The 19,333-nt window shown below is 74.1% G+C and carries 24 protein-coding genes and 2 pseudogenes; 14 read left to right on the top strand and 12 right to left on the bottom strand.

The window, feature by feature from the left end; translation table 11 throughout:
• Positions 1-53: 53 nt before the first annotated feature.
• Both AC230_RS20975 and AC230_RS20980 read left to right on the top strand, forming a co-directional pair.
• The gene (locus tag AC230_RS20975; RefSeq protein ID WP_049717880.1) at positions 54-1,469 is read left to right on the top strand and encodes a sugar porter family MFS transporter; all 1,416 of its coding nucleotides are present in this window, start codon (positions 54-56) and stop codon (positions 1,467-1,469) included.
• Positions 1,470-1,504: 35 nt separating this feature from the next.
• The gene (locus AC230_RS20980) at positions 1,505-2,506 is read left to right on the top strand and encodes a Gfo/Idh/MocA family protein (RefSeq protein WP_049717881.1); all 1,002 of its coding nucleotides are present in this window, start codon (positions 1,505-1,507) and stop codon (positions 2,504-2,506) included.
• Here the strand turns inward: AC230_RS20980 and AC230_RS20985 are convergent.
• Positions 2,434-3,732 (bottom strand): PP2C family protein-serine/threonine phosphatase, encoded by a 1,299-nt coding sequence (locus tag AC230_RS20985; RefSeq protein ID WP_241833312.1) that lies wholly within the window; start codon positions 3,730-3,732, stop codon positions 2,434-2,436. The two genes, AC230_RS20980 and AC230_RS20985, sit on opposite strands and share 73 nt — an antisense overlap.
• A 75-nt stretch (positions 3,733-3,807) precedes the next feature.
• Positions 3,808-3,912, bottom strand: a complete 105-nt coding sequence (locus AC230_RS34370; RefSeq protein WP_277816923.1) for an LPFR motif small protein — start codon at positions 3,910-3,912, stop codon at positions 3,808-3,810.
• A 205-nt stretch (positions 3,913-4,117) separates the two neighbouring features.
• On the opposite strand from AC230_RS34370, the pseudogene AC230_RS33895 reads away from it, so the two are divergent.
• Positions 4,118-4,312 (top strand): annotated as a pseudogene (locus tag AC230_RS33895) (SAM-dependent methyltransferase); the annotation flags it as partial.
• 105 nt (positions 4,313-4,417) lie between these two features.
• On the opposite strand, the gene AC230_RS20990 reads toward AC230_RS33895, so the two are convergent.
• On the bottom strand, positions 4,418-4,582 hold the full coding sequence (locus AC230_RS20990; protein WP_241833313.1) for a hydrophobic protein: 165 nt from the start codon (positions 4,580-4,582) through the stop codon (positions 4,418-4,420).
• A 142-nt stretch (positions 4,583-4,724) separates the two neighbouring features.
• On the opposite strand from AC230_RS20990, the gene AC230_RS20995 reads away from it, so the two are divergent.
• From AC230_RS20995 to AC230_RS21010, 4 genes are all read left to right on the top strand, one after another.
• Positions 4,725-5,243 (top strand): DUF6328 family protein, encoded by a 519-nt coding sequence (locus AC230_RS20995; protein ID WP_049717883.1) that lies wholly within the window; start codon positions 4,725-4,727, stop codon positions 5,241-5,243.
• A 169-nt stretch (positions 5,244-5,412) separates the two neighbouring features.
• Complete coding sequence (locus tag AC230_RS21000; protein WP_049718050.1) at positions 5,413-6,126, top strand: class I SAM-dependent methyltransferase; 714 nt, start codon at positions 5,413-5,415, stop codon at positions 6,124-6,126.
• The gene (locus tag AC230_RS21005; protein WP_049717884.1) at positions 6,123-7,376 is read left to right on the top strand and encodes an FAD-dependent monooxygenase; all 1,254 of its coding nucleotides are present in this window, start codon (positions 6,123-6,125) and stop codon (positions 7,374-7,376) included. Before AC230_RS21000 ends, AC230_RS21005 begins: the two co-directional genes overlap by 4 nt.
• Positions 7,373-8,287 carry a UbiA family prenyltransferase gene (locus tag AC230_RS21010; protein WP_241833314.1) on the top strand — a complete coding sequence of 305 codons (915 nt, stop codon included), beginning with the start codon at positions 7,373-7,375 and terminating at the stop codon, positions 8,285-8,287. The genes AC230_RS21005 and AC230_RS21010 overlap by 4 nt, the downstream gene beginning before the upstream one ends.
• Before the next feature lie 25 nt (positions 8,288-8,312).
• Here AC230_RS21010 and AC230_RS21015 read toward each other — a convergent pair whose 3' ends face one another.
• Positions 8,313-9,113 (bottom strand): hypothetical protein, encoded by an 801-nt coding sequence (locus AC230_RS21015; RefSeq protein ID WP_157868628.1) that lies wholly within the window; start codon positions 9,111-9,113, stop codon positions 8,313-8,315.
• A 493-nt stretch (positions 9,114-9,606) separates the two neighbouring features.
• Here AC230_RS21015 and AC230_RS21020 point away from each other — a divergent pair, with 493 nt between their 5' ends.
• The 3 genes from AC230_RS21020 to AC230_RS21030 all read left to right on the top strand — a co-directional run bounded on the left by AC230_RS21020 (position 9,607) and on the right by AC230_RS21030 (position 11,610).
• Entirely contained in the window at positions 9,607-10,641 is a 1,035-nt protein-coding gene (locus AC230_RS21020) for an SDR family NAD(P)-dependent oxidoreductase (RefSeq protein WP_049717886.1), read from the top strand.
• Complete coding sequence (locus tag AC230_RS21025; protein ID WP_049717887.1) at positions 10,638-11,306, top strand: UdgX family uracil-DNA binding protein; 669 nt, start codon at positions 10,638-10,640, stop codon at positions 11,304-11,306. Before AC230_RS21020 ends, AC230_RS21025 begins: the two co-directional genes overlap by 4 nt.
• Before the next feature lie 130 nt (positions 11,307-11,436).
• Positions 11,437-11,610 (top strand): CsbD family protein, encoded by a 174-nt coding sequence (locus AC230_RS21030; protein ID WP_049717888.1) that lies wholly within the window; start codon positions 11,437-11,439, stop codon positions 11,608-11,610.
• Between the two features lie 234 nt (positions 11,611-11,844).
• Here AC230_RS21030 and AC230_RS21035 read toward each other — a convergent pair whose 3' ends face one another.
• The 4 genes from AC230_RS21035 to AC230_RS21050 form a co-directional block, all read right to left on the bottom strand.
• The gene (locus AC230_RS21035; RefSeq protein ID WP_049717889.1) at positions 11,845-12,564 is read right to left on the bottom strand and encodes a B3/B4 domain-containing protein; all 720 of its coding nucleotides are present in this window, start codon (positions 12,562-12,564) and stop codon (positions 11,845-11,847) included.
• A gap of 84 nt (positions 12,565-12,648) precedes the next feature.
• Positions 12,649-13,065, bottom strand: a complete 417-nt coding sequence (locus AC230_RS21040) for a nuclear transport factor 2 family protein (protein WP_049717890.1) — start codon at positions 13,063-13,065, stop codon at positions 12,649-12,651.
• A 58-nt stretch (positions 13,066-13,123) separates the two neighbouring features.
• Positions 13,124-13,534, bottom strand: a complete 411-nt coding sequence (locus AC230_RS21045; RefSeq protein ID WP_049717891.1) for a hypothetical protein — start codon at positions 13,532-13,534, stop codon at positions 13,124-13,126.
• Positions 13,531-13,842: a hypothetical protein gene (locus tag AC230_RS21050; RefSeq protein ID WP_049717892.1), complete on the bottom strand. Its 312-nt coding sequence runs from the start codon at positions 13,840-13,842 to the stop codon at positions 13,531-13,533. The genes AC230_RS21045 and AC230_RS21050 overlap by 4 nt, the downstream gene beginning before the upstream one ends.
• Before the next feature lie 186 nt (positions 13,843-14,028).
• Between AC230_RS21050 and AC230_RS21055 the strand changes: the two genes are divergently transcribed.
• On the top strand, positions 14,029-14,922 hold the full coding sequence (locus AC230_RS21055; RefSeq protein WP_078871459.1) for an aminoglycoside 6-adenylyltransferase: 894 nt from the start codon (positions 14,029-14,031) through the stop codon (positions 14,920-14,922).
• A gap of 12 nt (positions 14,923-14,934) precedes the next feature.
• On the opposite strand, the gene AC230_RS21060 is transcribed toward AC230_RS21055, so the two are convergent.
• Complete coding sequence (locus AC230_RS21060) at positions 14,935-15,222, bottom strand: hypothetical protein (RefSeq protein WP_049717893.1); 288 nt, start codon at positions 15,220-15,222, stop codon at positions 14,935-14,937.
• Between the two features lie 470 nt (positions 15,223-15,692).
• Between AC230_RS21060 and AC230_RS21065 the strand changes: the two genes are divergently transcribed.
• Complete coding sequence (locus AC230_RS21065; RefSeq protein WP_422125614.1) at positions 15,693-16,643, top strand: cation diffusion facilitator family transporter; 951 nt, start codon at positions 15,693-15,695, stop codon at positions 16,641-16,643.
• A gap of 138 nt (positions 16,644-16,781) precedes the next feature.
• Here the strand turns inward: AC230_RS21065 and AC230_RS32685 are convergent, their stop codons facing one another.
• From AC230_RS32685 to AC230_RS21075, 3 genes are all read right to left on the bottom strand, one after another.
• Positions 16,782-16,922, bottom strand: a complete 141-nt coding sequence (locus AC230_RS32685; protein ID WP_157868629.1) for a hypothetical protein — start codon at positions 16,920-16,922, stop codon at positions 16,782-16,784.
• 44 nt (positions 16,923-16,966) lie between these two features.
• Positions 16,967-17,830 (bottom strand): alpha/beta fold hydrolase, encoded by an 864-nt coding sequence (locus AC230_RS21070; RefSeq protein WP_049718054.1) that lies wholly within the window; start codon positions 17,828-17,830, stop codon positions 16,967-16,969.
• Between the two features lie 78 nt (positions 17,831-17,908).
• Positions 17,909-18,355, bottom strand: coding sequence for a Rossmann-fold NAD(P)-binding domain-containing protein (locus tag AC230_RS21075; protein ID WP_241833315.1), 447 nt, complete (start codon positions 18,353-18,355; stop codon positions 17,909-17,911).
• Between the two features lie 32 nt (positions 18,356-18,387).
• On the opposite strand from AC230_RS21075, the pseudogene AC230_RS31340 reads away from it, so the two are divergent.
• Together AC230_RS31340 and AC230_RS21080 are read left to right on the top strand one after the other, a co-directional pair.
• A pseudogene (locus AC230_RS31340) lies at positions 18,388-18,662 on the top strand (winged helix-turn-helix transcriptional regulator); the annotation flags it as partial.
• Positions 18,663-18,787: 125 nt separating this feature from the next.
• On the top strand, positions 18,788-19,309 hold the full coding sequence (locus AC230_RS21080; protein ID WP_049717894.1) for a DinB family protein: 522 nt from the start codon (positions 18,788-18,790) through the stop codon (positions 19,307-19,309).
• Positions 19,310-19,333: the final 24 nt, after the last annotated feature.

Below are 19,333 nucleotides of genomic sequence, written 5' to 3' on the forward strand. Positions count from 1 at the left end.
CGGGCCACCGCACCCGCCCTCCGAAAGGCCGATCCGAAAGGCACCACCCCTCGATGAACGTCGCCGTCGAACCGCCGTCCGCGGACCGACCCCGCACCACCCCGACAGCCGCCCCCCGCAAGGCCGGACGCTTCATCCTCGCCATCGCCGCCGTCGCGGCGATCGGCGGCGCCCTCTTCGGCTACGACACCGGAGTCGTCTCCGGCGCCCTGCCCTTCATGGAGGAGCACTTCGGCCTCTCCTCCCTCGGCGAGGGCGTCATCACCAGCGCCCTCCTCATCGGCGCCGCCTTCGGCTCCCTCGCCGGCGGCCGCATGGCCGACACCCTGGGCCGCAAGAAGGCCCTGCTGTGGGCCGGCGCCGTCTTCACCGGCGGCGCCGTCGCGGTGGCCGTCGCCCCCACCGTCCCCGTCATGACCGCCGCCCGCTTCGTCCTCGGCCTGGCCGTCGGCAGCGCCTCCGTCATCACCCCGCTGTACCTCTCGGAGATCGCCCCGCCGCACATCCGCGGCCGGCTCGTCTCCTTCAACTCCCTGATGATCGTGAGCGGTCAGCTCCTCGCCTACGTCGTCAACGCGATCCTCGCCCGCTGGGAGGCGTGGCGCTGGATGCTCGGCCTCGCCGCCCTGCCCGCCGTCGCCCTCTTCGCCGGCATGTTCTTCCTGCCCGACACCCCGCGCTGGTACATCAGCCGCGGCCGCGCGGAGGACGCCGGGCGCGTCCTGCGCCGCACCCTGCCCGCGGACGAGGTCGAGGCCGAACTCGGCCGCATCGAGCACGCCCGCGCCCTGGAGGCCGGCGCCCGGCGGGGCGCATGGAAGGAACTGCGCACCCCCTGGGTCCGCCGCATCCTCCTCATAGGCGTCGGCCTCGCCGTCGTCCAGCAGATCACCGGCGTCAACGCCGTCATCTACTTCGCGCCCAAGATCCTGGAGTCCACCGGCCTGGGCACGAACGCCGCGATCACCGCCACCATCGCCGTCGGCGCCGTATCCGTCATCGCCACCGCGGCCGGCATGTCCCTCATCGACCGGCTCGGCCGGCGCCCCATGCTCATGGGCGGACTGACCGGCATGGCCGTCTCCCTCGTCGCCCTCGGCGCCGCCTTCCACCTGCCGCGCTCGACCGCCGTCAGCGTCCTCGTCCTCGGACTGATGGTCCTCTACATGGCGTTCATGCAGGCCACCCTCAACACCGGCGTCTGGCTGCTGCTCGCCGAGATGTTCCCCCTGAGGGTCCGCGGACTGGCCATGGGCACCGCCGTGTTCGTCATGTGGCTGGTCAACTTCGCCGTCGCCCTGCTCTTCCCCGTGCTGCTCGACGCCGCCGGGGCGAGCGTGACCTTCTGGCTCTTCGCCGTCGCCTGCGTCCTCTCCTTCGCGTTCTGCAAGCGCTGGGCCCCGGAGACCAAGGGCATGGCGCTGGAGGACCTGGAGCACGAACTGCGCAAGGCCGCCGACGCGGCCTGACCCCCCTTCCCTTTCCCGACGAGAGTGAACTCCCCATGAGAATCGGCCTGATCGGCACCGGGCGCATCGGCGCCTTCCACGCCCGGACCCTCGCCGCCGTCCCCGGCGTCGACACCGTCGTCGTCGCCGACCTCGACGCCGCCCGCGCCGCACGACTCGCCGCGGACCTGGGCCTGGAGGCCGCCGCCGGCATCGACGAGATGTACGCCGCCGGCCTCGACGGCGTCGTCGTCACCGCCGCCACCAGCGCCCACGCCGCACTCATCCACCAGGCCCTCGACCACGGCGTCCCGGTCTTCTGCGAGAAACCCGTCGCCCTCGACGTCCCCGGCACCCTCGGCGTCGTCGAACGCGCCGCCGCCGGCACCGTCCCCGTCCAGATCGGCTTCCAGCGCCGCTTCGACGCCGGCTACACCGCCGCCCGCGACGCCCTCCGCTCCGGCGAACTCGGCTGGATCCACACCCTGCGCGCCTGCACCGGCGACGTCACACCCCCGCCCCCGGCCTTCATCCCCACCTCCGGCGGCCTCTTCCGGGACTGCTCCATCCACGACTTCGACATCATGCGCTGGCTCACCGGCCGCGAGGTCGTCTCCGTCTACGCCCAGGGCGCCAACCGCGGCGCGCCCTTCTTCGCCGAGGGCGGCGACGTCGACACCTGCGCCGCCCTGCTGCGCTTCGACGACGACATGCTCGCCACCGTCACGGCCACCCGCTACAACGGCGCGGGCCACGACGTCCGGCTGGAGGTCTGCGGCTCCCGGGGCGCCCGCTTCGTCGGCCTGGACGACCGCGCCCCCCTCCCGACGGCCGAGAAGAACCTGACGTGGCGTCAGGAAACGCCGTACGCCACCTTCATGGAGCGTTTCCACGACGCGTACGTCGCCGAACTGACGGCCTTCGCCGAGGTCGCCGCCGGACGCCGGGAGAACCCCTGCCCGCCGGACGACGCCCTGGAGGCCCTCTACGTCGCGGAGGCCTGCGACCTCTCCCGCCGCACCGGACGGCCCGTGGACGTCGCCGACGTCCGGGTCTGATCCGTCCTGTGCCCGCGCGGCCGCCACTCGAAGAGCAGGATGGTCGCGTCGTCCCGCAGGTCGCTGTGCTGGTGGTCCAGGATCGCGTGGATGAGCAGCCGCAGCACCTCCGCCGGGTGCTGGCCGGAGGCGGTGGAGCGGATGATGAAGTCGGTGAACCGGTCGAGCCCGAACTCCTCGCCCCCCTCGCTGCGCGCCTCCGTGACGCCGTCGGTGTAGAGCAGGACCCGGTCGCCGGGCCGCAGCACCGTCTCCCGGACCCGCCGGCCGACCGGCGCCAGCCGGAACGGCAGCCCCATCGGCGGCTGCGGGCCGCCGGCCAGGGCGTGGTCGATGACCCGCTCCTCGCGGATCAGCAGCGGCGGCGGGTGACCGCAGTTGATCCAGCGCAACACCCCCGTGGACACGTCGAGTTCGCACAGCACCCCGGTGCAGAACTGGTCCGGCAGCCACTGCGCGAGCGCCTCGTCGACCGTGCCGACCAGGTCGGGCAGATCGGCACCGCTGCGGCGGGCGTTGCGGGCGCCCGCCATGGCGACCGAGGTCGTCAGGCCCGAGGAGAGGTCGTGCCCCATGGCGTCGAAGATCGCCGTGTGCAGGACGTTCTTGACCACCGCGTGGTCGAAGGCGTCACCGCCGAGCTCGTACGCCGGCTCCAGCACCGCCGTCGAGACGCACTCGCTGTTGCCGATGGTGCGCGGCGGCAGGAAGGCCCGCAGCATCTCGGCGTGCAGGCTCATGGGCGCGGTGCGCGTCCGCGCGACCAGCCAGTCGCTGTACGCGCGCTTCGAGGTGATCGCCATCGCGAGCAGGTCCGCCAGCATCCGGCTCCTGCGCAGCCGCGCGCCGTCGAGCGACGCCGACCGCACCGCCAGCACCCCCAGCCGCTCGGAACCGTCCACGAGCGGCGCCCACACCAGCACGCCGTCGTCCGCGTCGGTCACCCGCAGCGACACCGTGCGGTACGCCCACCCCGCCAGCGTCCCCTCCACCGGGAGCGTCGGGTGCCGCTCGTCGAGCGGCACGAGGTGCCTCTGCTGGAGATCGACGAGGTAGATCAGCGCGTTGTCCAGGCCGAGCAGCGCGGCGCCCCGGCGCAGCAGCGAGGAGAGCTCCACCGGCATCGCCATGTGCGCCGCCGAGATCAGGTCTTCCAGCCGCTGGTCGTCGATCGCGGCCGGACCCTCCGCGGGGCCGGTGGCGGGCACGTGCGCTCGGTCGGGCACGGGCGTCACCTCTTCCCTCCGGCCTGCCTCGTTCCGCCGTGGCACGCGGCCCGGCCGCCTCGGACCGCAGGCCGCTCAGCCACCCCCGAAGAGCCGCGCGACCAGCCGGAACGGCGCCGCCACCACAGTGGCGACGGCATGGCCGACGGCCCCGAGCACATCCCCGATCGTCTGCGCCATGACAGCCTCCCGGACAGGTGCCTTCCCCCGCTCCCCCTTCCCAGCCTGCGCCCGCCCGGGGCGTGCCGCACCCCGGGCCCGCACCGGCGGGCGGCGGTCGAAGCGACGCCGTCGCCGGCCGGGCACCGGCCCGGAAGCCGGGTGACACGCCGGCAGGCCGGCGCCCGCTCCCGATGCGGCTTGCAGGAGGAAGCCGAACAACGCCGGTCCGGTCCTCGCCGGGGCGGAGAAACCGCCTCCCACGATGGCCGCCACGCAATCCTGGCCGCCGAACGTGGCCAAGGCGACCAGGCTGCTGCACCCGCGCGGTGCCGTGGTCGTCGCCGACCCGGACGAGCCGCCGCTGCCCTTCGCCGACGAGGCGTTCGACCTGGTGACCAGCCGGCACCCCGCGACGGTGGGAACAGCCCAGCGGTATCCGCGAGCCCGCCGGTACGCACGCCTCGGCGCCTCACCGCTCCGCCCGCTCGGGCTCCCCCGGGCGGGCGGCCGCGCGGCGGGCCGTCTACCAGCGGTACCAGCGGCCCCCGTTCGACCGGACGAGGAAGCCCAGCAGCCAGAGGACCAGGACGATCAGGGCCACCCACCACAGCACCTTCAGTGCGAAGCCGGCACCGAAGAGGACGAGGGCGAGGATCAGGACCAGGAGCAGGGGCAACACGGTGATCACCTCCGAAAAATAGTTCGAATGGTGTGAGCGGTTCGAACGCCGGCCGCGGACGGGCGGCCACTGCTCCGTCCCGAACGAGCGGGGCCGCCGCCGTCCGCGGGACCGTACGCATGCCCCGGCATGGCCGGGGTACTCGTCGGCCATGCCCAGGTCACCCGAGCACGGCGGAAGCGCGCCGGCCGGCGGGCCGGACACGGGCCGGCACGAGACGCCCGAGCAGCGGGCCGACCGGCGGTGGACCGAGCTCATCCAGGAAGTGCGGGTGGCCCAGACCGGGGTGCAGATCCTCTTCGGCTTCCTGCTGACCGTGGTCTTCACCCCGCGCTTCGCGACCGTCACGGAGACGGACCGGATGATCTACGTCGTCACGGTCGCGCTGGGCGCGGCGACGACCGGCGCGCTGATCGGGCCGGTGTCCTTCCACCGGATCGTGACCGGGCGGCGGATCAAGCCGGAGACGGTCGTGTGGGTCTCCCGCCTCACCCTCGTCGGCATCGTGCTGCTGCTGGCCACGGTCACCTCGGCCCTGCTGCTGATCCTGCGCGTCGCGCTGCACGGGTCGGCGGCCGTCTGGGTGGTGGCGGGGCTCGCCGTCTGGTTCCTGGTGTGCTGGTTCGCGCTGCCCATGTGGGCGCTGCACCGCTACCGCGGGGGACGGTAGCGGCGGCCCGCCCGCCGTCAGCGTGGGCAGGCCGCCCCGGCACGTTCGGGTGAACCGCCCCCGCTCCCGCCCCCGGTGCCGAACCCGCCGCTGAAATGGACGAGTTGCCCGTGACGGGACGGGCCGGTGACGCCTGGCGGAAGGGGAGTCGGAGCGAGTGGGTGCGTACATGCCGCGGGGAGGGCCCGACGCGCCGTGGTGGGACCGGCTGTACGAGACGGACCGGCCGGAGTACATCGACCTGCCGGCGCGGGCCACCGAGGCCGCGAAGGTGCTGCGCGGCCTGGACCGCTTCCAGCGCATGACGCGCGCCTACCGCGTGTGCAGCCGTCTGACCCTGGCCGAGGCCGCAGGCGTCGAGCGCCCCAGAATCCTTGAATTGGGCGCCGGCCGGGGGCGGTTGACGCAGCGCATGCTGATCGACCGCCCCACGGCCCGCGTGACGGTCAGCGACGTGAGCGCCGCGTCCGTCGAGGCCCTGCGCGCCGGCCCGCTGGGCGCGGACCCGCGGGTGGACCTGCGCGTGGTGGACGCGACGGACATCGACGCGCCCGACAACAGCTGGGACGTCGCCGTCTTCTGCATGGCCCTGCACCACCTGACGCCCGACCGGGTGCGGCGGCTGATGGCCGAGGGCACCCGCGTGGCGCGCCGGCTGCTGATCGTCGACGGCTGGCGCCACCCCGGATTCCTCGCGATCACCCCGCTGTTCGTCCTCACCGGCGGCCTGGTCCAGGCCCACGACGGCGTGATCAGCCTGCGCAAGTGCTACAGCGCGCGGGCGGTGGAGGCCATGGCGGCCGAGTGCCCCGCACCGGTCTCGGTGCGCTGCCGCTTCAGCCTCCCCGGCTACCTCGTCGCCTCGCTCACCGCCGCCCGGTGACGCGTCCCGAGCGGACCGTCCGCACCCAGGTCGCGATCGCCGGCGCCGGACCCGCCGGACTGGTCCTGGCCTGCGTCCTCCTGCGGGCCGGCATAGCCGTCGAGATCGTGGAACGGCAGCCCCGCGAAACGGTCGAACAACGCGCCAGGGCAGGGATGGTGGAGCACCGCGTCGTCGAGTACCTCCGCGCGCACCGCCTCGCGGACGGGCTCCTCGCCCACGGCGTACGGCACGGCTGGTGCGACTTCCTGATCCCGGGCGAGCGGCTGCGCCTCGACTACGCCGCGCGGGCGGGCGGCGCCGCGCACTGGGTCTACCCGCAGCAGTACCTCGTCCGCGACCTCGTCGCCGCCCTCGAAACGGCGGGCGGGCGACCGTACTTCGCCCGCCCGGTCACCGCCGTCCACGCCCCCGCCGGCGAACGGCCCGCCCTGCGGTGCCCCGGACTCGTCGTCGAGGCCGACTACCTCGTCGGCTGCGACGGCCCCCACGGCGTGACGCGCGAAGCGCTGCCGGCGGCCCTGCGCGACGACGCCTCCCACCGCTACCCCTACGACTGGCTCACCGTCCTGGCCGAGGTCGACCGCCCCGTCGACGGAGTCGTCTACGGCGTGCACCGGCGCGGCTTCGCCGGCATCATGCCCCGCACCGCCCGCCTCGCCCGCTGCTACCTCCAGATACCCGCCGGCGACAGCGCCGCGGACTGGCCGCGCGAACGCGTCCGCGCGGAACTCGGCACCCGGCTCCTCACCCCCCACGGCGCACTGCCGCGCGTCGGCCGCCTCACGGACACCGGCGTCCTGCGCATGCGCAGCACCATCAGCCAACGCCTTTGCCACGGACGGGTGTTCATCGCCGGGGACGCCGCCCACCTGCTGGCCCCCGCCGGGGCCAAGGGCATGAACGCGGCCGTCGCCGACGCCGCCGACCTCGCCGACGCGCTCGTCCGCCACTACCAGGACCGCGACGACGCCCCGCTCGCCGGCTACAGCGCACGCCGCCTCCACCACATCTGGCGCGTCCAGGAGTTCGCCGACCGGTTCCTCGACCTCCTCAACACGGCACGGCCGGACGGCGACGACGGCCGCTTCGGGCTGCACCTCAAACGGGAGCGCATACGCCGCCTCACCGAGGACGGCCCCTTCGGCACCGACTTCGCCCACCAGTACGCCGGCACCGGGGAGTTGCCGCCCGCCCTCCCCACCCCCGGCCCCGCACCGGCACCCGTCCCCGGAGGCAGCCCGCCATGACCCTCGCCCTCCAGCAGGCCAAGGCCCTGTACGGCCTGTCGCGCGGCACCCAGGCGACCCTGAGCATCGCCCAGCCCCTCATCGCGCTGCTCCTCGCCGACGAGCACCCGGCGCCCGGCCGCCTCGCCCTGGCGGCCGCGGCCGTCCTCGCAGGCTTCTTCGCGGTCTTCGCCCTCAACGACCTCCTCGACGCGCCCCTCGACCGGCTGCGGCGCACGTGCGACGACCCCGCCCGGGGCTTCGACCTGGAACGCGCGGGGCTGCACCCGCTCGCCGACGGCAAACTGCCCTACGCGGCCGGGGTCGCCTGGGCCGCCGCCCTCGGCGCCGTGGCCGTCGTCGCGCTGGCCGTGCTCGGCGGGGTCTGCGCGGCCCTGTTCCTCGCGGGCGCCGCGCTGGAGGTCCTCTACTGTCTGCTCGCCCGGGTCACCCCGTACAAGTTCCTGGTCAGCGGCCTGCTGGTCGCCCTCGGCGGCTGCATCGGCTGGTTCGCCGCCGCCCATCCCGCCCCCGACCCCCTCCGCCTGGGACTCTTCGGGCTGTGGATGGCGTCCTGGGAGATGGGCGGGCGCAACATCCCCAACGATCTCGCCGACGTCGAGGAGGACGCCGTGCTCGGTATCACCACCCTGCCCACGGTCCACGGCCCCCGCCGCAGCGCCCGCGTCGCCTTCGGCTGCCTCCTCGTCGCGTCCGCGGCCGGGACCGCGCTCGCCGTCACCGCCCTGCCCTCCTTCGGGCCGCTCGGCGTGCTGGGCGCGGTGCTCAGCGCGGTGTTCCTGCTCCTCGTCCCCGGTGCGGCCCTGGTGCGCCGCCCCTCGGCCGCCACGGCGCTGGGCCTGTTCAACCGGGCCAGTTTCCAGCCGCCGTGCGTGCTGGCGGCCTGCGGCCTGGCGCTGCTGCTGCGCTGAGGCGCGGCCGGACCTCGCGCGGCGTTCAGTGGTCCGGGCGGCCGTACGCGCGGGCCACCGCCGCCGTGTCGACCGGGCGGTCCGCCAGGAACGGGCGGAAATCCCCGGGGCAGTTGAGCTCCCACCGCTCCAGGGGGGAGCCGGGCGAGGCCGTGGCGCCGTCGCGCACGAAGTACAGCACCGTGCTGCCGCCGTCCCCCTCGTGCGGGCTGTAGCCGCCGCCCTCCCACAGCAGCCCGCCGTCCCCGCACCACGTGTCGTACAGTCTCTCCACCAACGGCCGGGTGGGGCTGGTGACTTGGAGGGCCGTGTGGTTCTCGAAGCCCCGCAGCCGCTCCCGCTCGACGATCCGGCGGTCGAGGGCGGGCGCCGTGCGCGGGAAGAGGAACAGCTCCACGGCCGGCGCCGCGCCGCGCCGCTTCCCGGCCGCCAGGTGGAGCCGGGTGATCCACACGTCGCAGTCGGCGGCCGGGATGCCGTAACGGTCGCTGAGCCGCCGCCGGACGACGACGCTCGGCACGGGCGGCGACGGGGCAAGGCCGCGGTTTCTCAAATCCTCGACGGCGGCGTCGAGTTCGGCGGGGAAGAGCAGGAGCGCGCAGTGGGAGAAGGCGCAGTGCCCGGGGACGATGCCGTCGGTGAGCGGGGCGGGGAGGGGCGGTCCGTCGCCGAGGGCGCGGCGGGCGCGGGTCACGACGGAGGCGAGGCGCCGTGTGTCCTCCGGGTCGAGGGAGCTCCGCGAGGAGCCGGTCAACTGCCGGGGGACAGAGGCTGGTTGGCGGTCGGGGATGTCCTCGGCGGGGGTGCCGGGGAGGGGAGAGGGCAAGGGAGGAAGGTCCTTTCGGGTGGCGTTCCGGATCCGGCGGGCACGGCGGTGGGCGGTGGGGGAAGCCGGCGCGGACGGCGCGACGGCGGCGGCACCCGCGCCCGCGCCCGTCGGCCGCAGGTCGTGCCGTCCGTCCGGTACGGCGGTTGCGGGGACGGTCGTGCCCGGGCTCGCGGGCGGGCGGAACGGTGGCAGAAAACGGCGGCAGAAGCGGAACGGGCGGAAAGGAGGGTGCCGGCAGGGGGTGTCACCAGGTGTCTCTCGGCCTTCGCCTTCGCGGGGACGGCCGGCGGCGGCGGGCGCCCCCCCGGCCGTCCGGACCAACGAGGGCCCCCGGAGGCCGTCACGGGCGGTCGCGCGGGCCGCCGGCGGTTCACCCGTACGGGTGGCGGCGGGGGCGGCGGGGACCGGTCGGCCCCCGGATCGCCGGGGCGGCCCGCGCGGGGGAGACTGGGAAGGCCGGACGACGTACCCGAGCGCGAGGAGAGGTTCCATGGCGCATCGGTCGGACGACCGCCTGGAGGGCAAGGCGGCACTGGTCACCGGTTCGTCGCGCGGCCTCGGGCTGCTGATCGCGCGCGAACTGGCCCGGCGCGGCTGCCGCGTACTGATCTGCGCCCGCGACGGCGCCGAACTCGGCCGCGCCGAGCGCATGCTGTGCGCCGAGGGAGCCCGGGAGGTACGGGCCCTGGCCTGCGACGTGACCGGGCCGTCGGCGGCCCGGCGGCTCGTCGACGCGGCGAGGTCCGCCTTCGGCGGGCTGGACATCCTGGTCAACAACGCCGGGATCATCCAGGTCGGACCCGTGACCGCCATGACGGAGGCGGACTTCCGCGAGGCCATGGAGACGATGTACTTCGCACCGCTGCGGCTCGTCCTGGAGGCCCTGCCGGTCCTGCGCGAAGGGGGCCGCGAACGGGGCGGGGAGCGCGGAGAGGGCGGAGGACGTGCACGGGGTGGAAGGCGGGAACGGGGCGGAGGGCGGATCGTCACCATCGCCTCGCTCGGCGGGCGCGTGGCCGCTCCGCACATCCTCCCGTACGCCGGGGCGAAGTTCGCGCTCACCGGCCTCTCGCAGGGGCTGCGCGCCGAACTCGCCGCGGAGGGCGTCAGCGTCACCACCGTCGTGCCCGGTCTGATGCGCACCGGCTCCCACACCGCCGCCCGCTTCAGCGGCCAACCGGCCCGTGAGTACGCCTGGTTCGCCGCCTCCGCCGGGCTGCCGCTGCTCTCGATGGACGCCGAGCGGGCGGCGCGGGCCATCGTCCGGGCCGCCGAACGGCGCCGCCCCGAAGTGGTGTTGACCCCCGTGGCCAAGGCGGCCGTCCGCCTGCACGGGATCGCACCGGCGACCACCACCCGCGCCCTCACGCTCGGCGCCCGGCTGCTGCCCCGGGCCGGACCCGACCCCGACCACGCCGTGCCGGGCCGCCGGGCGGCCCGGCTGCTGGGCAGCGCCGCCGTGGACCGCGTCACCACCCTCAACGACCGTGCCGCACGCCGCCTCAACCAGCGGGTGGAGCCATGACCGACGACGAGACCGGCTACGACGCCTCCCCGTTCGTCCCCGCCCGGGGCGGACTGAAGGCGCTGCGCGAGGCGGCGGCCGGGTGCCGGGGCTGCCCCCTGCACCGGGAGGCCACGCAGACCGTCTTCGGCGCCGGCGACTCCTCCGCCCGGCTGCTGCTCGTCGGCGAACAGCCCGGCGACCAGGAGGACCGCAAGGGCAGGCCCTTCGTCGGCCCGGCCGGCGGCGTGCTGGACCGGGCGCTGGAGGAAGCCGGCATCGACCCCGGCGACACCTATGTCACCAATGCCGTCAAGCACTTCAAGTTCACCCGCACCGGGCCCGGGAAGCGCCGCATCCACAAGGCGCCCGACCTGCGGGAGATGCGCGCCTGCCGGCCCTGGCTCGCCGCCGAGGTGCGTCTGGTCGACCCCGAGGTCGTCGTCGCGCTCGGCGCGACGGCGGGCAAGGCCCTGCTCGGCCCGTCCTTCCGCGTCACCCGCGACCGCGGGGTCGCCCTGCCCCTGCCGCCGCTCGACGGCGCGGACGGGGAGGACGCGGGTGAGGGCGTCCTCGTCGCCACCCTCCATCCGTCCGCCGTCCTGCGCGCCGACGACGAACAGCGGGCGCAGGCGTACGCCGGACTGGTCGCGGACCTGCGGGTCGTGGCGGGGCTGCTGTCCTGACGGCGTCCGGGCCGGCCCCGGGACCCCCGCTCCGGCCCGTCCGGCGCTCCGGAGGTGCGGGCGCCCGGCGGGTGGAGGAGTGTGGAACGAGGGGGGATACCGTCCCGTCCTCGAAAGGGAGTGCGCCGCGATGAGCGCCAAGAACAGGGCCAAGGCGAAGGCCGAACAGGTCAAGGGCCGGGTCAAGGAGGCGGCCGGCAGCGCCGTCGGCGACCGCAGGATGCAGGCGGAGGGCCGCGCCGAGAAGATCAAGGGCGATCTGCACGAGGCGATGGAGAAGGTGAAGCGGACCAGGAAGAAGTAGAAGAAGCAGCGCCGGCGGGCCGCCACCGCAGCCCTGAGCGTCTTCCGCGGCGTGGCCCTCGCCCCGCTGGCGGTCGCCGGGGGCTGACGGTCCTCGCACGGCCGACGGTCCCGTCCGCCGCGAGCAGATCCCGGCCCGGGGCGGACGGCCGTACGGGCCGGGGCCCCGGCCCGTACGCGCCGATGCACCCGGGCGTACGGGGAGCGTGCCGCCCCGTCCCGTCCGACGCCCGCGCTACGCCGCCAGCAGCCGCGTCGCGACCGCCGCCCCGGGACTGCTCCTGACGAGCGCCTCCACGAGAGCGTCCCCGGCTGCGGCAAGCTCGCCGTCGCCCAGCGGGCCGAGGGCGTCCAGAATGAACACCGCCCGCGTCGTCGAGAGGGTCAGCCGCGTCCGCGTGCACTGCCGCCAGTTCCAGCGCCGGCAGGTGACCCCCGCGTCGTCCCGCCACACCACCTCGCCGGGCGGGCAGTGCTCCACCACGGGCTCCCCGCCCGCCGTCGTCTCGAACGGCTCGTCGCCGGTGGCCCGGACGAGGCGCGCCGCGCCCGCGTAGTGGTCCAGGTCCTCGCCGCCGAGCGGCAGGACGTGGGCGACGGAGATCGCGTTGTAGAGGTCGGTGAGCCGGTCCACCCGCGGCAGCCCGGCGTCCACCCGGCGCAGCAGCGCCTCCGCGCTCGGCCGCGTGCGCTGCGGCTTCGCGCCGAACGCGCGGAACGCCTCGCGCCAGGCGGCCAGGTGCGGGTGCTCCTCGGGTGCGAGGTCCGCGAACCGGCGGCGCGCGTCCTCCTCGGCCGCCGCCAGCAGCTCCTCGCTCGCCTCGTCGCTCGGACCGGGCCGCAGGCCCTCGGCGGCGACCAGCAGCGCCCGGTAGTCGGGCCGCAGCGCGTGGACGGCGGGATCGACGGCGGCGGCGTCGAGCCAGCTCTTGAGGTCGGACGTGTCGGCGGCCATGGGACTCCCTTGGGTCAGTGTGCTGAACTCAAGGGTGCCACATCTTGCACTGCGAGGGGAGTGGCGTCCGGCACGCCGTGGCCGCTACGGCAGCGGCTGTTCGTAGCAGTCGTAATTGTGCTGCGAGACGATCAGCCCGTCCCGGATGACGAGGAAGACGCCGATGCGGGCCCGCAGCCGGTGCCCCGCGGGCAGGCCGCCGAGCGGCACCGCCAGGGTGCCGCGCCAGCGCAGCTCCAGGGCCGCCCGGCCGTCCGCCGCGACCGCGTCGAGCACCTCGAAGTCCTGCTCGGCGAGCACCCGTCGGCCGCGTTCCGCGGCCTCCAGGATGGCGGCGAGGTCCCGCACGGCCCCCTCCGGCACGAGGGCGTTGGGGAACTCCCGCTGCACCACGTCCGGATGGAAGAAGCGGGCGAGGTCCGCACCCGTCGCGCCCCGGGCGACCGCCCGGTGGTATCGGACGGCGAGGTCGACGTTCGGATGACGCTGGATCCCCGGCATGGCGCCCAGGGTAGCGGCCTCCCAACCCCCGGGCACCGGGCTCGCGTTGCCGCCGCGGTCAGGTGAGGGCGAAGACGTCGACGGCCTCGCCGAGCGGCCGGTACCGCCCGGGATCCGTGGTGAACACCGTCCACCCGGACGGCACGGCGACCGCCGCGGTGTGGGCGAGCGCGAGGTTGTCCAGCCCGTAGCGGCGCATCATCGCCCCGGCCGCCGCGACGGCCGGCAGGTCCAGCGGACGGATGAGGACCGACGGGCCGCAGCGGGCCAGGAGCAGCTCCAGCGCCGTACGCGCCAGGCCGGGTTTCTCGCGCTCGACCAGGACCAGCTCGCTCTGCGGCACGTTCACCGAGACGGCGTGCCAGCTCCACCGGTCCGTGAGGACCTCGTGCTCGATCCGGTACCCGGTGGCGAGGTCCGTGAGGAACCCGGCGTCCAGGACGACGCCCGTCACCGCCTCCACGGTCACGCGGCGCTGCTCCGCCGGGTGGCGATGTACTGGTCGAGGGAGAGGCGGGTGCGCCGGCCGGTGGTGTCGTCGGCCCACTGCCGGGCCAGCGCGATCTCCTCGTCGCCCAGGCCGAATTCGCGCCGCAGCCGCTCGTCGCTCTCGCGGTGCCGGCGGTCCCGGTCGATCTGTCCGGCCAGCGTCCGGGCCACGAAGGCCGACACGGACTCGATGACGTTCGCGTCCTTCATCCCCCGCAGCTGCTCCGCGAGCTCACGGGGGACGGTGATGCTGATCCGCTCGTAGTCGGGGGTCTTCTCGTCGGCCATGGTCGAAATATTACGGGAGAGACGCCTGGTAATACCGGGCTCCGCCGCCATTGCTCCGCGATTGAACGACGGATGGGCGGAATGCGACGGCGGGATGACCGAACGCGTCCGTCCGGCGACGGGACGAGTCGTCCGTGACGGGGTGAGCCGTTCGGGGGACGCCGGTGATCACCTAGGGTGGTCGGCATGGCTTCCACCGAGAACGACGCCGTGAAGGACGCCGTGGCTTCCACCGAGGACGCCGCGGCCCCCGAGGAGTTCGTCGTCCGGGTGCTCGACTGGGCGCGCGCCTGGCCCGACATCCGGGCCGTCCTGCGCACCGGCTCGCGCGCCCGCCGCGACGGCACGGTGGACGCCGCCTCCGACCACGACATCGAGCTCTACACCACCGACCCGGACGCCTACGCCGCCTCGGACGAGTGGGTCGCCGCCATCGGACCGGTGCTCGTCTCCGTCGGTCTGGAAGGCCCCTGGGAGAACCCGGCGCGGCTCGTGCTCTTCGAGGACGGGCCGAAGGCCGACTTCCAAGTGGTCCCCGTGGCCCGCCTCGCGGAGATGGCCGCCGACGGCCTGGACGACCTGCACGAGCGCGGCTACGAGGTGCTCCTCGACCGCGACGGGGCCGCCGCCCGGCTCCCCGCCGCCACCGGCGCCCCCCGGGCCGCCCTTCCCGACGCGGACGAATTCCACGACCTGTGCGCGGAGTTCTGGTTCGAGGTCGCCCACCTGCCGTGGTGCCTCGCCCGCGGCGAGCTCTGGGTGGCCGCCTCGCGCGACCGGACGGCGAAGGAACTGCTGGAATCCATGATCGAGTGGCACGCCCTGACGCGCCGCGGCGCCGGCCACGACGTCTGGTACGGCGGTACGCGCATGCACCGTTGGGCGGCCCCCGGCGTGTGGGAGCGCCTTCCGGAGACCTTCGGCGAGTTCACCGCGGACGGCCTCCTCCGCGGTGCGCGCGCCACCGCCGACCTCTTCGCCGAGCTGGCCGCGGAGGTGGCCGCCGCCCACGGCCTCCCGTACCCCGGGAACGCCGAACGCGCCATCCGCCCGCGGCTGGACGCACTGCCCCGCCTGTAGCCGGCCGGTCGTCTAGACCCGGACGCTGTGCCCGGAGGTGGCGGCGAAGGTCCCGCCCGCGGGAACGGCCCGGGCCGGGCCCGTGCAGTCCGCCGAGTTGTGCACGAACACGACGCCGCGGGTCCGGTTCTGCACCGAGAGGGGCGCGTCGAGGTTGCGGTAGCAGCCGGACGGATTGGTGAACGTCCGTCCGTTGAGGACGAGTTCGCCGGACGCGGCGGACGCGGATCCGGGCACGGCGAGGGACACGACCACCGCGGTGACGAGCGTACCGAGGACTTGCGGGACCAGGCGTCGCATGGACGTCCTTCCGTCTCGGGGAGGCGAGGACCCCGGACACCTGCCCCGGCGCCGGCCGCCCCATGCGACGGCCACCCGGACGAAGGACCCCGCACCCGGGGACGACCGCCCACGGGGCAATGACCTTGCTCACTCCGGACGTTGATTTCCCGTGCGACGGACACCCGGAAAATCCGGGCGGGTTACGTCCATTCCGCACCGTTGTCGACAATGCAATCGACAACCGTATTCACGGCGAGCGCTCTGCGGCCGCTATCGATAACCGTCTCCATTGCAGCCTTTGCGGAATCCGCTCCCGATGCGCTTCACTTCCCCGTATTCGTTCGCGACTCGATGGGGTGTTCATGAACAAGGGGCGGGGAAACGCCGCGGAAAAGCATGCGCACGCTCACCACGACCATGACCACGACCGTGCCCACGGCCACAGCCACGCGCACGGCCATGGGCACGGCCACGCCCACAGTCACGGCGTGGCGCCCGACGCCGACCGCCGCTGGCTGTCGATCGCCCTCGGGCTGATCGTCGTCTACATGGCCGTGGAGGTCGTCATCGGGCTGGCCGCGGGCTCCCTCGCGCTGCTGTCCGACGCGGCCCACATGCTCTCCGACGCCGCGTCCATCGTGCTGGCGCTGGTCGCGATGCGGCTCGCCGCCCGGCCCGCCCGCGGCACCTACACCTTCGGGCTCAAGCGCGCGGAGATACTCTCGGCCCTGGCCAACGGCCTGACGCTGCTGCTCGTGTCCGTCTGGCTCGCCTACGAGGCGGTCAGCAGGCTCGTCAGCCCGCCCGAGGTCGACGGGCCGCTGATGTTCTACACGGCCCTGTCCGGCGTGGTGGTCAACGTCGCCGCGGCCTGGTGCATGTCGAAGGCCAACCGTTCCTCGCTCAACGTCGAGGGCGCCTTCCAGCACATCCTCACCGACCTGTACGCCTTCATCGCCACCACGGCGGCGGGCGCCGTCGTCATGTTCACCGGCTTCGCCCGCGCCGACGCCGTCGCCACCCTCATCGTCGTCGCGCTGATGCTCCGCTCCGGCACCACCCTCGTCCGGGCGGCCGGCCGCATCTTCCTGGAGGCCGCACCGGCCGGCGCCGACCCGGACGCGATCGGTGCCCGGCTCGCCGCCCACGAGGGCGTGGTCGAGATCCACGACCTGCACGTCTGGGAGATCACCTCGGGCGACGTCGTCCTCTCCGCGCACGTCATCGTCGCGGTCGGCGGCGACTGCCACGGCGTCCGCCGCGCCCTCCAGACCACCCTCCGCGAGGAGTACGGCATCACCCACGCGACCCTCCAGGTCGACCACGCCCCCGCACCCCTGGTGGGAGCCGGCTCGGTGACCGGCGGGCCCGAGGCCCCGCACTGCGAGGACGCGCACGGCACGGTCCACGTCGGGAGCACCCTCCCCGGTAAGGGCTGATGGCCCACACGGCCCGTCGCCCGCACGGCCCGTCGCCCGCCCGGCCCGTCGCCCGCCCGGGCGGCGGCCGCCCACCGGGGGCACAGCCGGTCAGCGGCCGGGGGTCGGTCGATGGCCTGCCGTACAGCCGTACAGTCCTCAGACCGCCTTGTCGGTGCCCACCGTGGTGGCGGCGTGGTCGGGGCTGCGGGCATAGCCGTCGCCCCCGCGGAACTGGGCGGTGCAGCCGCCGGTCAGCGCCAGCACTTCGTCGCAGTCACTCCGGCGAACCTTCCGCACGGCCACATGCCGGCCCGTACCCAGGCCTTCCCCCGGAGCAGTCCTCAGGCGATCAACTGGTCCAGGATTCCGGCCACTTCCACCGGCCGCAGCAGGAAGCCGGTGTGGCTGGTGTCCAGTGAGTGCACCTCGTAGGGGTTGTCGGGGGTCAACGCGTCCGCCTCGGCGATGAGACGGTCCTGCATCGCCACCGGAAGTGTGCGGTCCTCGGTGAGCCGTATGTAGGTGCGGGGGATCGTTCCCCAGGTGTCGGCCCGCCCGCGGGCGTCGGCCGTCATCACGGCAAGGGACTCGTCGGGCTGCAGGATGTTGAGGAACGCGCGGAACTGTTCGTCGGTGCCGTCCGCCATGATCGCTGCCTTGAGGGCCGTGAGCAGGGCGGGATCGGCCGTGCGGTAGTTGGCCCGTCCGACGCCGAGTGCGGCCGGGTCACCCACGTTCAACGCCGCCAGCGGGGCCAACAGGTTGCCGGCGAACTCGGGTTCCTGCATGTACTCGACCGGGCTGGACCGCTGTACGCACGACCAGGCGGAGATGTACACCAGCCTGTCCACCAGTTCGGGGACGGCGTTGCCCACCTGCGTGATGGTGGTCCCGCCGAGACTCGCGCCCACGAGTACCACAGGCCCGTACCGGGCCACCCGGCGGACGACGTCGACCACCATGTCCACGTTGTCGCGCAAGGTGACCCCGGCCAGCGTCGAAGGCTCGTCCGCCCAGGCGTCGAGGTCCTGCGGGGCCTGGTAGGACGTCGGGTACTGGGCGTCGAACCCGTGGCCCGGCAGGTCGACGGCGAAGCTCCGGCGACCGAGCAACGCCAACTCCCGTTGGACGGGCGCCCACATGAAGGAACTGGTGCCGGACCCGTGCACAAGGACATAGGTAGGACCGGCAAGATGAGCATTCATGATCCGGATCGTAACGATCACACCGCGACCCGGCCTCCGGTTTTTCCGGGAGGATCGCCGGGGAGGACTCATCCGCTGCTAGGCCCTTGCTCCCGGGCGCGTGGCGGAGGCGGCCGCAACCGCCGCAGCCGGCGGGTCGCGGGCCGGGCGGCCGAGAAGGCCGGTGAGGTCGGGGGCGGTGCCGTCCAGGAAGCCGTGCCGGATGCCCGTGGCGATCGAGGCGAGCATGGGCGGCTGGAACGGCAGGAGCCCCGGCGTCTCGTCGAGAAGTCTGCGCCGGTACTCGGCCAGGTCGATGGCGCGATGGGGGACCCCGAGCCGGTCGGCCACCAGCCCCGCCGTGATCGGCGTGCCGACGAGGTCGTAGACGCGTCCGCCGTGTTCGGCCGGACTCGCCGCGACGATCGCCGCGGCATCGGCGAGATCCTCCCGCGCGACCGCCGCCAGGGCGCCCTCCCCGAACGCGGACTCCACACCACCTTCGCCCCACATCAGCAGGCCGCCGCCGAAGAGTTCGGCGTACAAGCCGTTGCGCAGGATCGTCCACGGCGCCGAGCGGCCCGCGTCGGTTCCGTGAACTCCAGCGCGCCATCGACGGCATCTCCCAGCGCATGCTCACCCTCACCGTGCGCAGGCTCGAACGCGACGGCCTCGTGCTGCGCACCGTGTACCCGACCGTCCCGGCCCAGGCCGACTACCGCCTGACCGAGACCGGTGCCGGCCTGACCCACCTCGTCAAGGCACTCGCCGACTGGTCGCTTGCCCATCGCGCCGTCATCGCCGAGGCACGGCGCGCATACGACCAGACTCACCCAACAATGAAATCCGCTGACGAGCACGGCAGATCACCGCACATCGGCCACCTGGCGCGGACGCGCTGCCAACAGCGTCATGGCCCAAGGGCTGGAGCACAAATCCTGCTGCGCCCTCCCGATCGCCCCGGTAGCGTGCGCCGACATGACATCGGAACGCGAACGCCCTCCGCTCCAAGCGGACGAACGCACGGCACTCATCGGCTGGCTGGACCTCCAGCGGCAGATCCTGCGCTGGAAATGCGAGGGACTGGGCGACGAGGACGCGCACCGCCCGGTCATCCCGACCTCACCGGCCATGACAATGGCCGGTCTCATCTCCCACATGCGCTGGACGGAGCATCTGTGGATGGAGGTGCTGTTCCTCGGCACCGACGAGAAGCAGAACCCGTCGTTCGACGAGGACGAGGCGGACGAGGACGCCGACTGGCACACCGACGGCCGATCCCTCGCCGAACTCCTCGCGGAGTACGAGGCCCAGTGCACCCGCAGCAACGAGATCGCCGCCGCAGCCTCCCTGGACGACGTCGGCCGCCACCCCGACTTGCGCTCCGGCAGCGCCAACCTCCGCTGGATGCTGATCCACCTCATCGAGGAGACGGCGCGGCATGCCGGGCACGCGGACATCGTCCGGGAACTCCTCGACGGCACGAAGGGCTATTACTGAGCACTCCAGTTGCAGTTCGCTATT

The organism is Streptomyces caatingaensis, assembly GCF_001187435.1.
Classification (GTDB): Bacteria; Actinomycetota; Actinomycetes; order Streptomycetales; family Streptomycetaceae; genus Streptomyces; species Streptomyces caatingaensis.

Bases quoted from the DNA above. Each gene is read 5' to 3' on its own strand.
- AC230_RS20995 (WP_049717883.1), top strand. From the start codon at position 4,725: ATGCCCAGGTCACCCGAGCACGGCGGAAGCGCGCCGGCCGGCGGGCCG.
- AC230_RS20980 (WP_049717881.1), top strand. From the start codon at position 1,505: ATGAGAATCGGCCTGATCGGCACCGGGCGCATCGGCGCCTTCCACGCC.
- AC230_RS21025 (WP_049717887.1), top strand. From the start codon at position 10,638: ATGACCGACGACGAGACCGGCTACGACGCCTCCCCGTTCGTCCCCGCC.
- AC230_RS20975 (WP_049717880.1), top strand. From the start codon at position 54: ATGAACGTCGCCGTCGAACCGCCGTCCGCGGACCGACCCCGCACCACC.
- AC230_RS21035 (WP_049717889.1), bottom strand. From the start codon at position 12,564: ATGGCCGCCGACACGTCCGACCTCAAGAGCTGGCTCGACGCCGCCGCC.
- AC230_RS21000 (WP_049718050.1), top strand. From the start codon at position 5,413: ATGCCGCGGGGAGGGCCCGACGCGCCGTGGTGGGACCGGCTGTACGAG.
- AC230_RS21060 (WP_049717893.1), bottom strand. From the start codon at position 15,222: ATGCGACGCCTGGTCCCGCAAGTCCTCGGTACGCTCGTCACCGCGGTG.
- AC230_RS34370 (WP_277816923.1), bottom strand. From the start codon at position 3,912: ATGGCGCAGACGATCGGGGATGTGCTCGGGGCCGTCGGCCATGCCGTC.
- AC230_RS21020 (WP_049717886.1), top strand. From the start codon at position 9,607: ATGGCGCATCGGTCGGACGACCGCCTGGAGGGCAAGGCGGCACTGGTC.
- AC230_RS21070 (WP_049718054.1), bottom strand. From the start codon at position 17,830: ATGAATGCTCATCTTGCCGGTCCTACCTATGTCCTTGTGCACGGGTCC.
- AC230_RS21080 (WP_049717894.1), top strand. From the start codon at position 18,788: ATGACATCGGAACGCGAACGCCCTCCGCTCCAAGCGGACGAACGCACG.
- AC230_RS21010 (WP_241833314.1), top strand. From the start codon at position 7,373: ATGACCCTCGCCCTCCAGCAGGCCAAGGCCCTGTACGGCCTGTCGCGC.
- AC230_RS21040 (WP_049717890.1), bottom strand. From the start codon at position 13,065: ATGCCGGGGATCCAGCGTCATCCGAACGTCGACCTCGCCGTCCGATAC.
- AC230_RS21050 (WP_049717892.1), bottom strand. From the start codon at position 13,842: ATGGCCGACGAGAAGACCCCCGACTACGAGCGGATCAGCATCACCGTC.
- AC230_RS21055 (WP_078871459.1), top strand. From the start codon at position 14,029: ATGGCTTCCACCGAGAACGACGCCGTGAAGGACGCCGTGGCTTCCACC.
- AC230_RS21030 (WP_049717888.1), top strand. From the start codon at position 11,437: ATGAGCGCCAAGAACAGGGCCAAGGCGAAGGCCGAACAGGTCAAGGGC.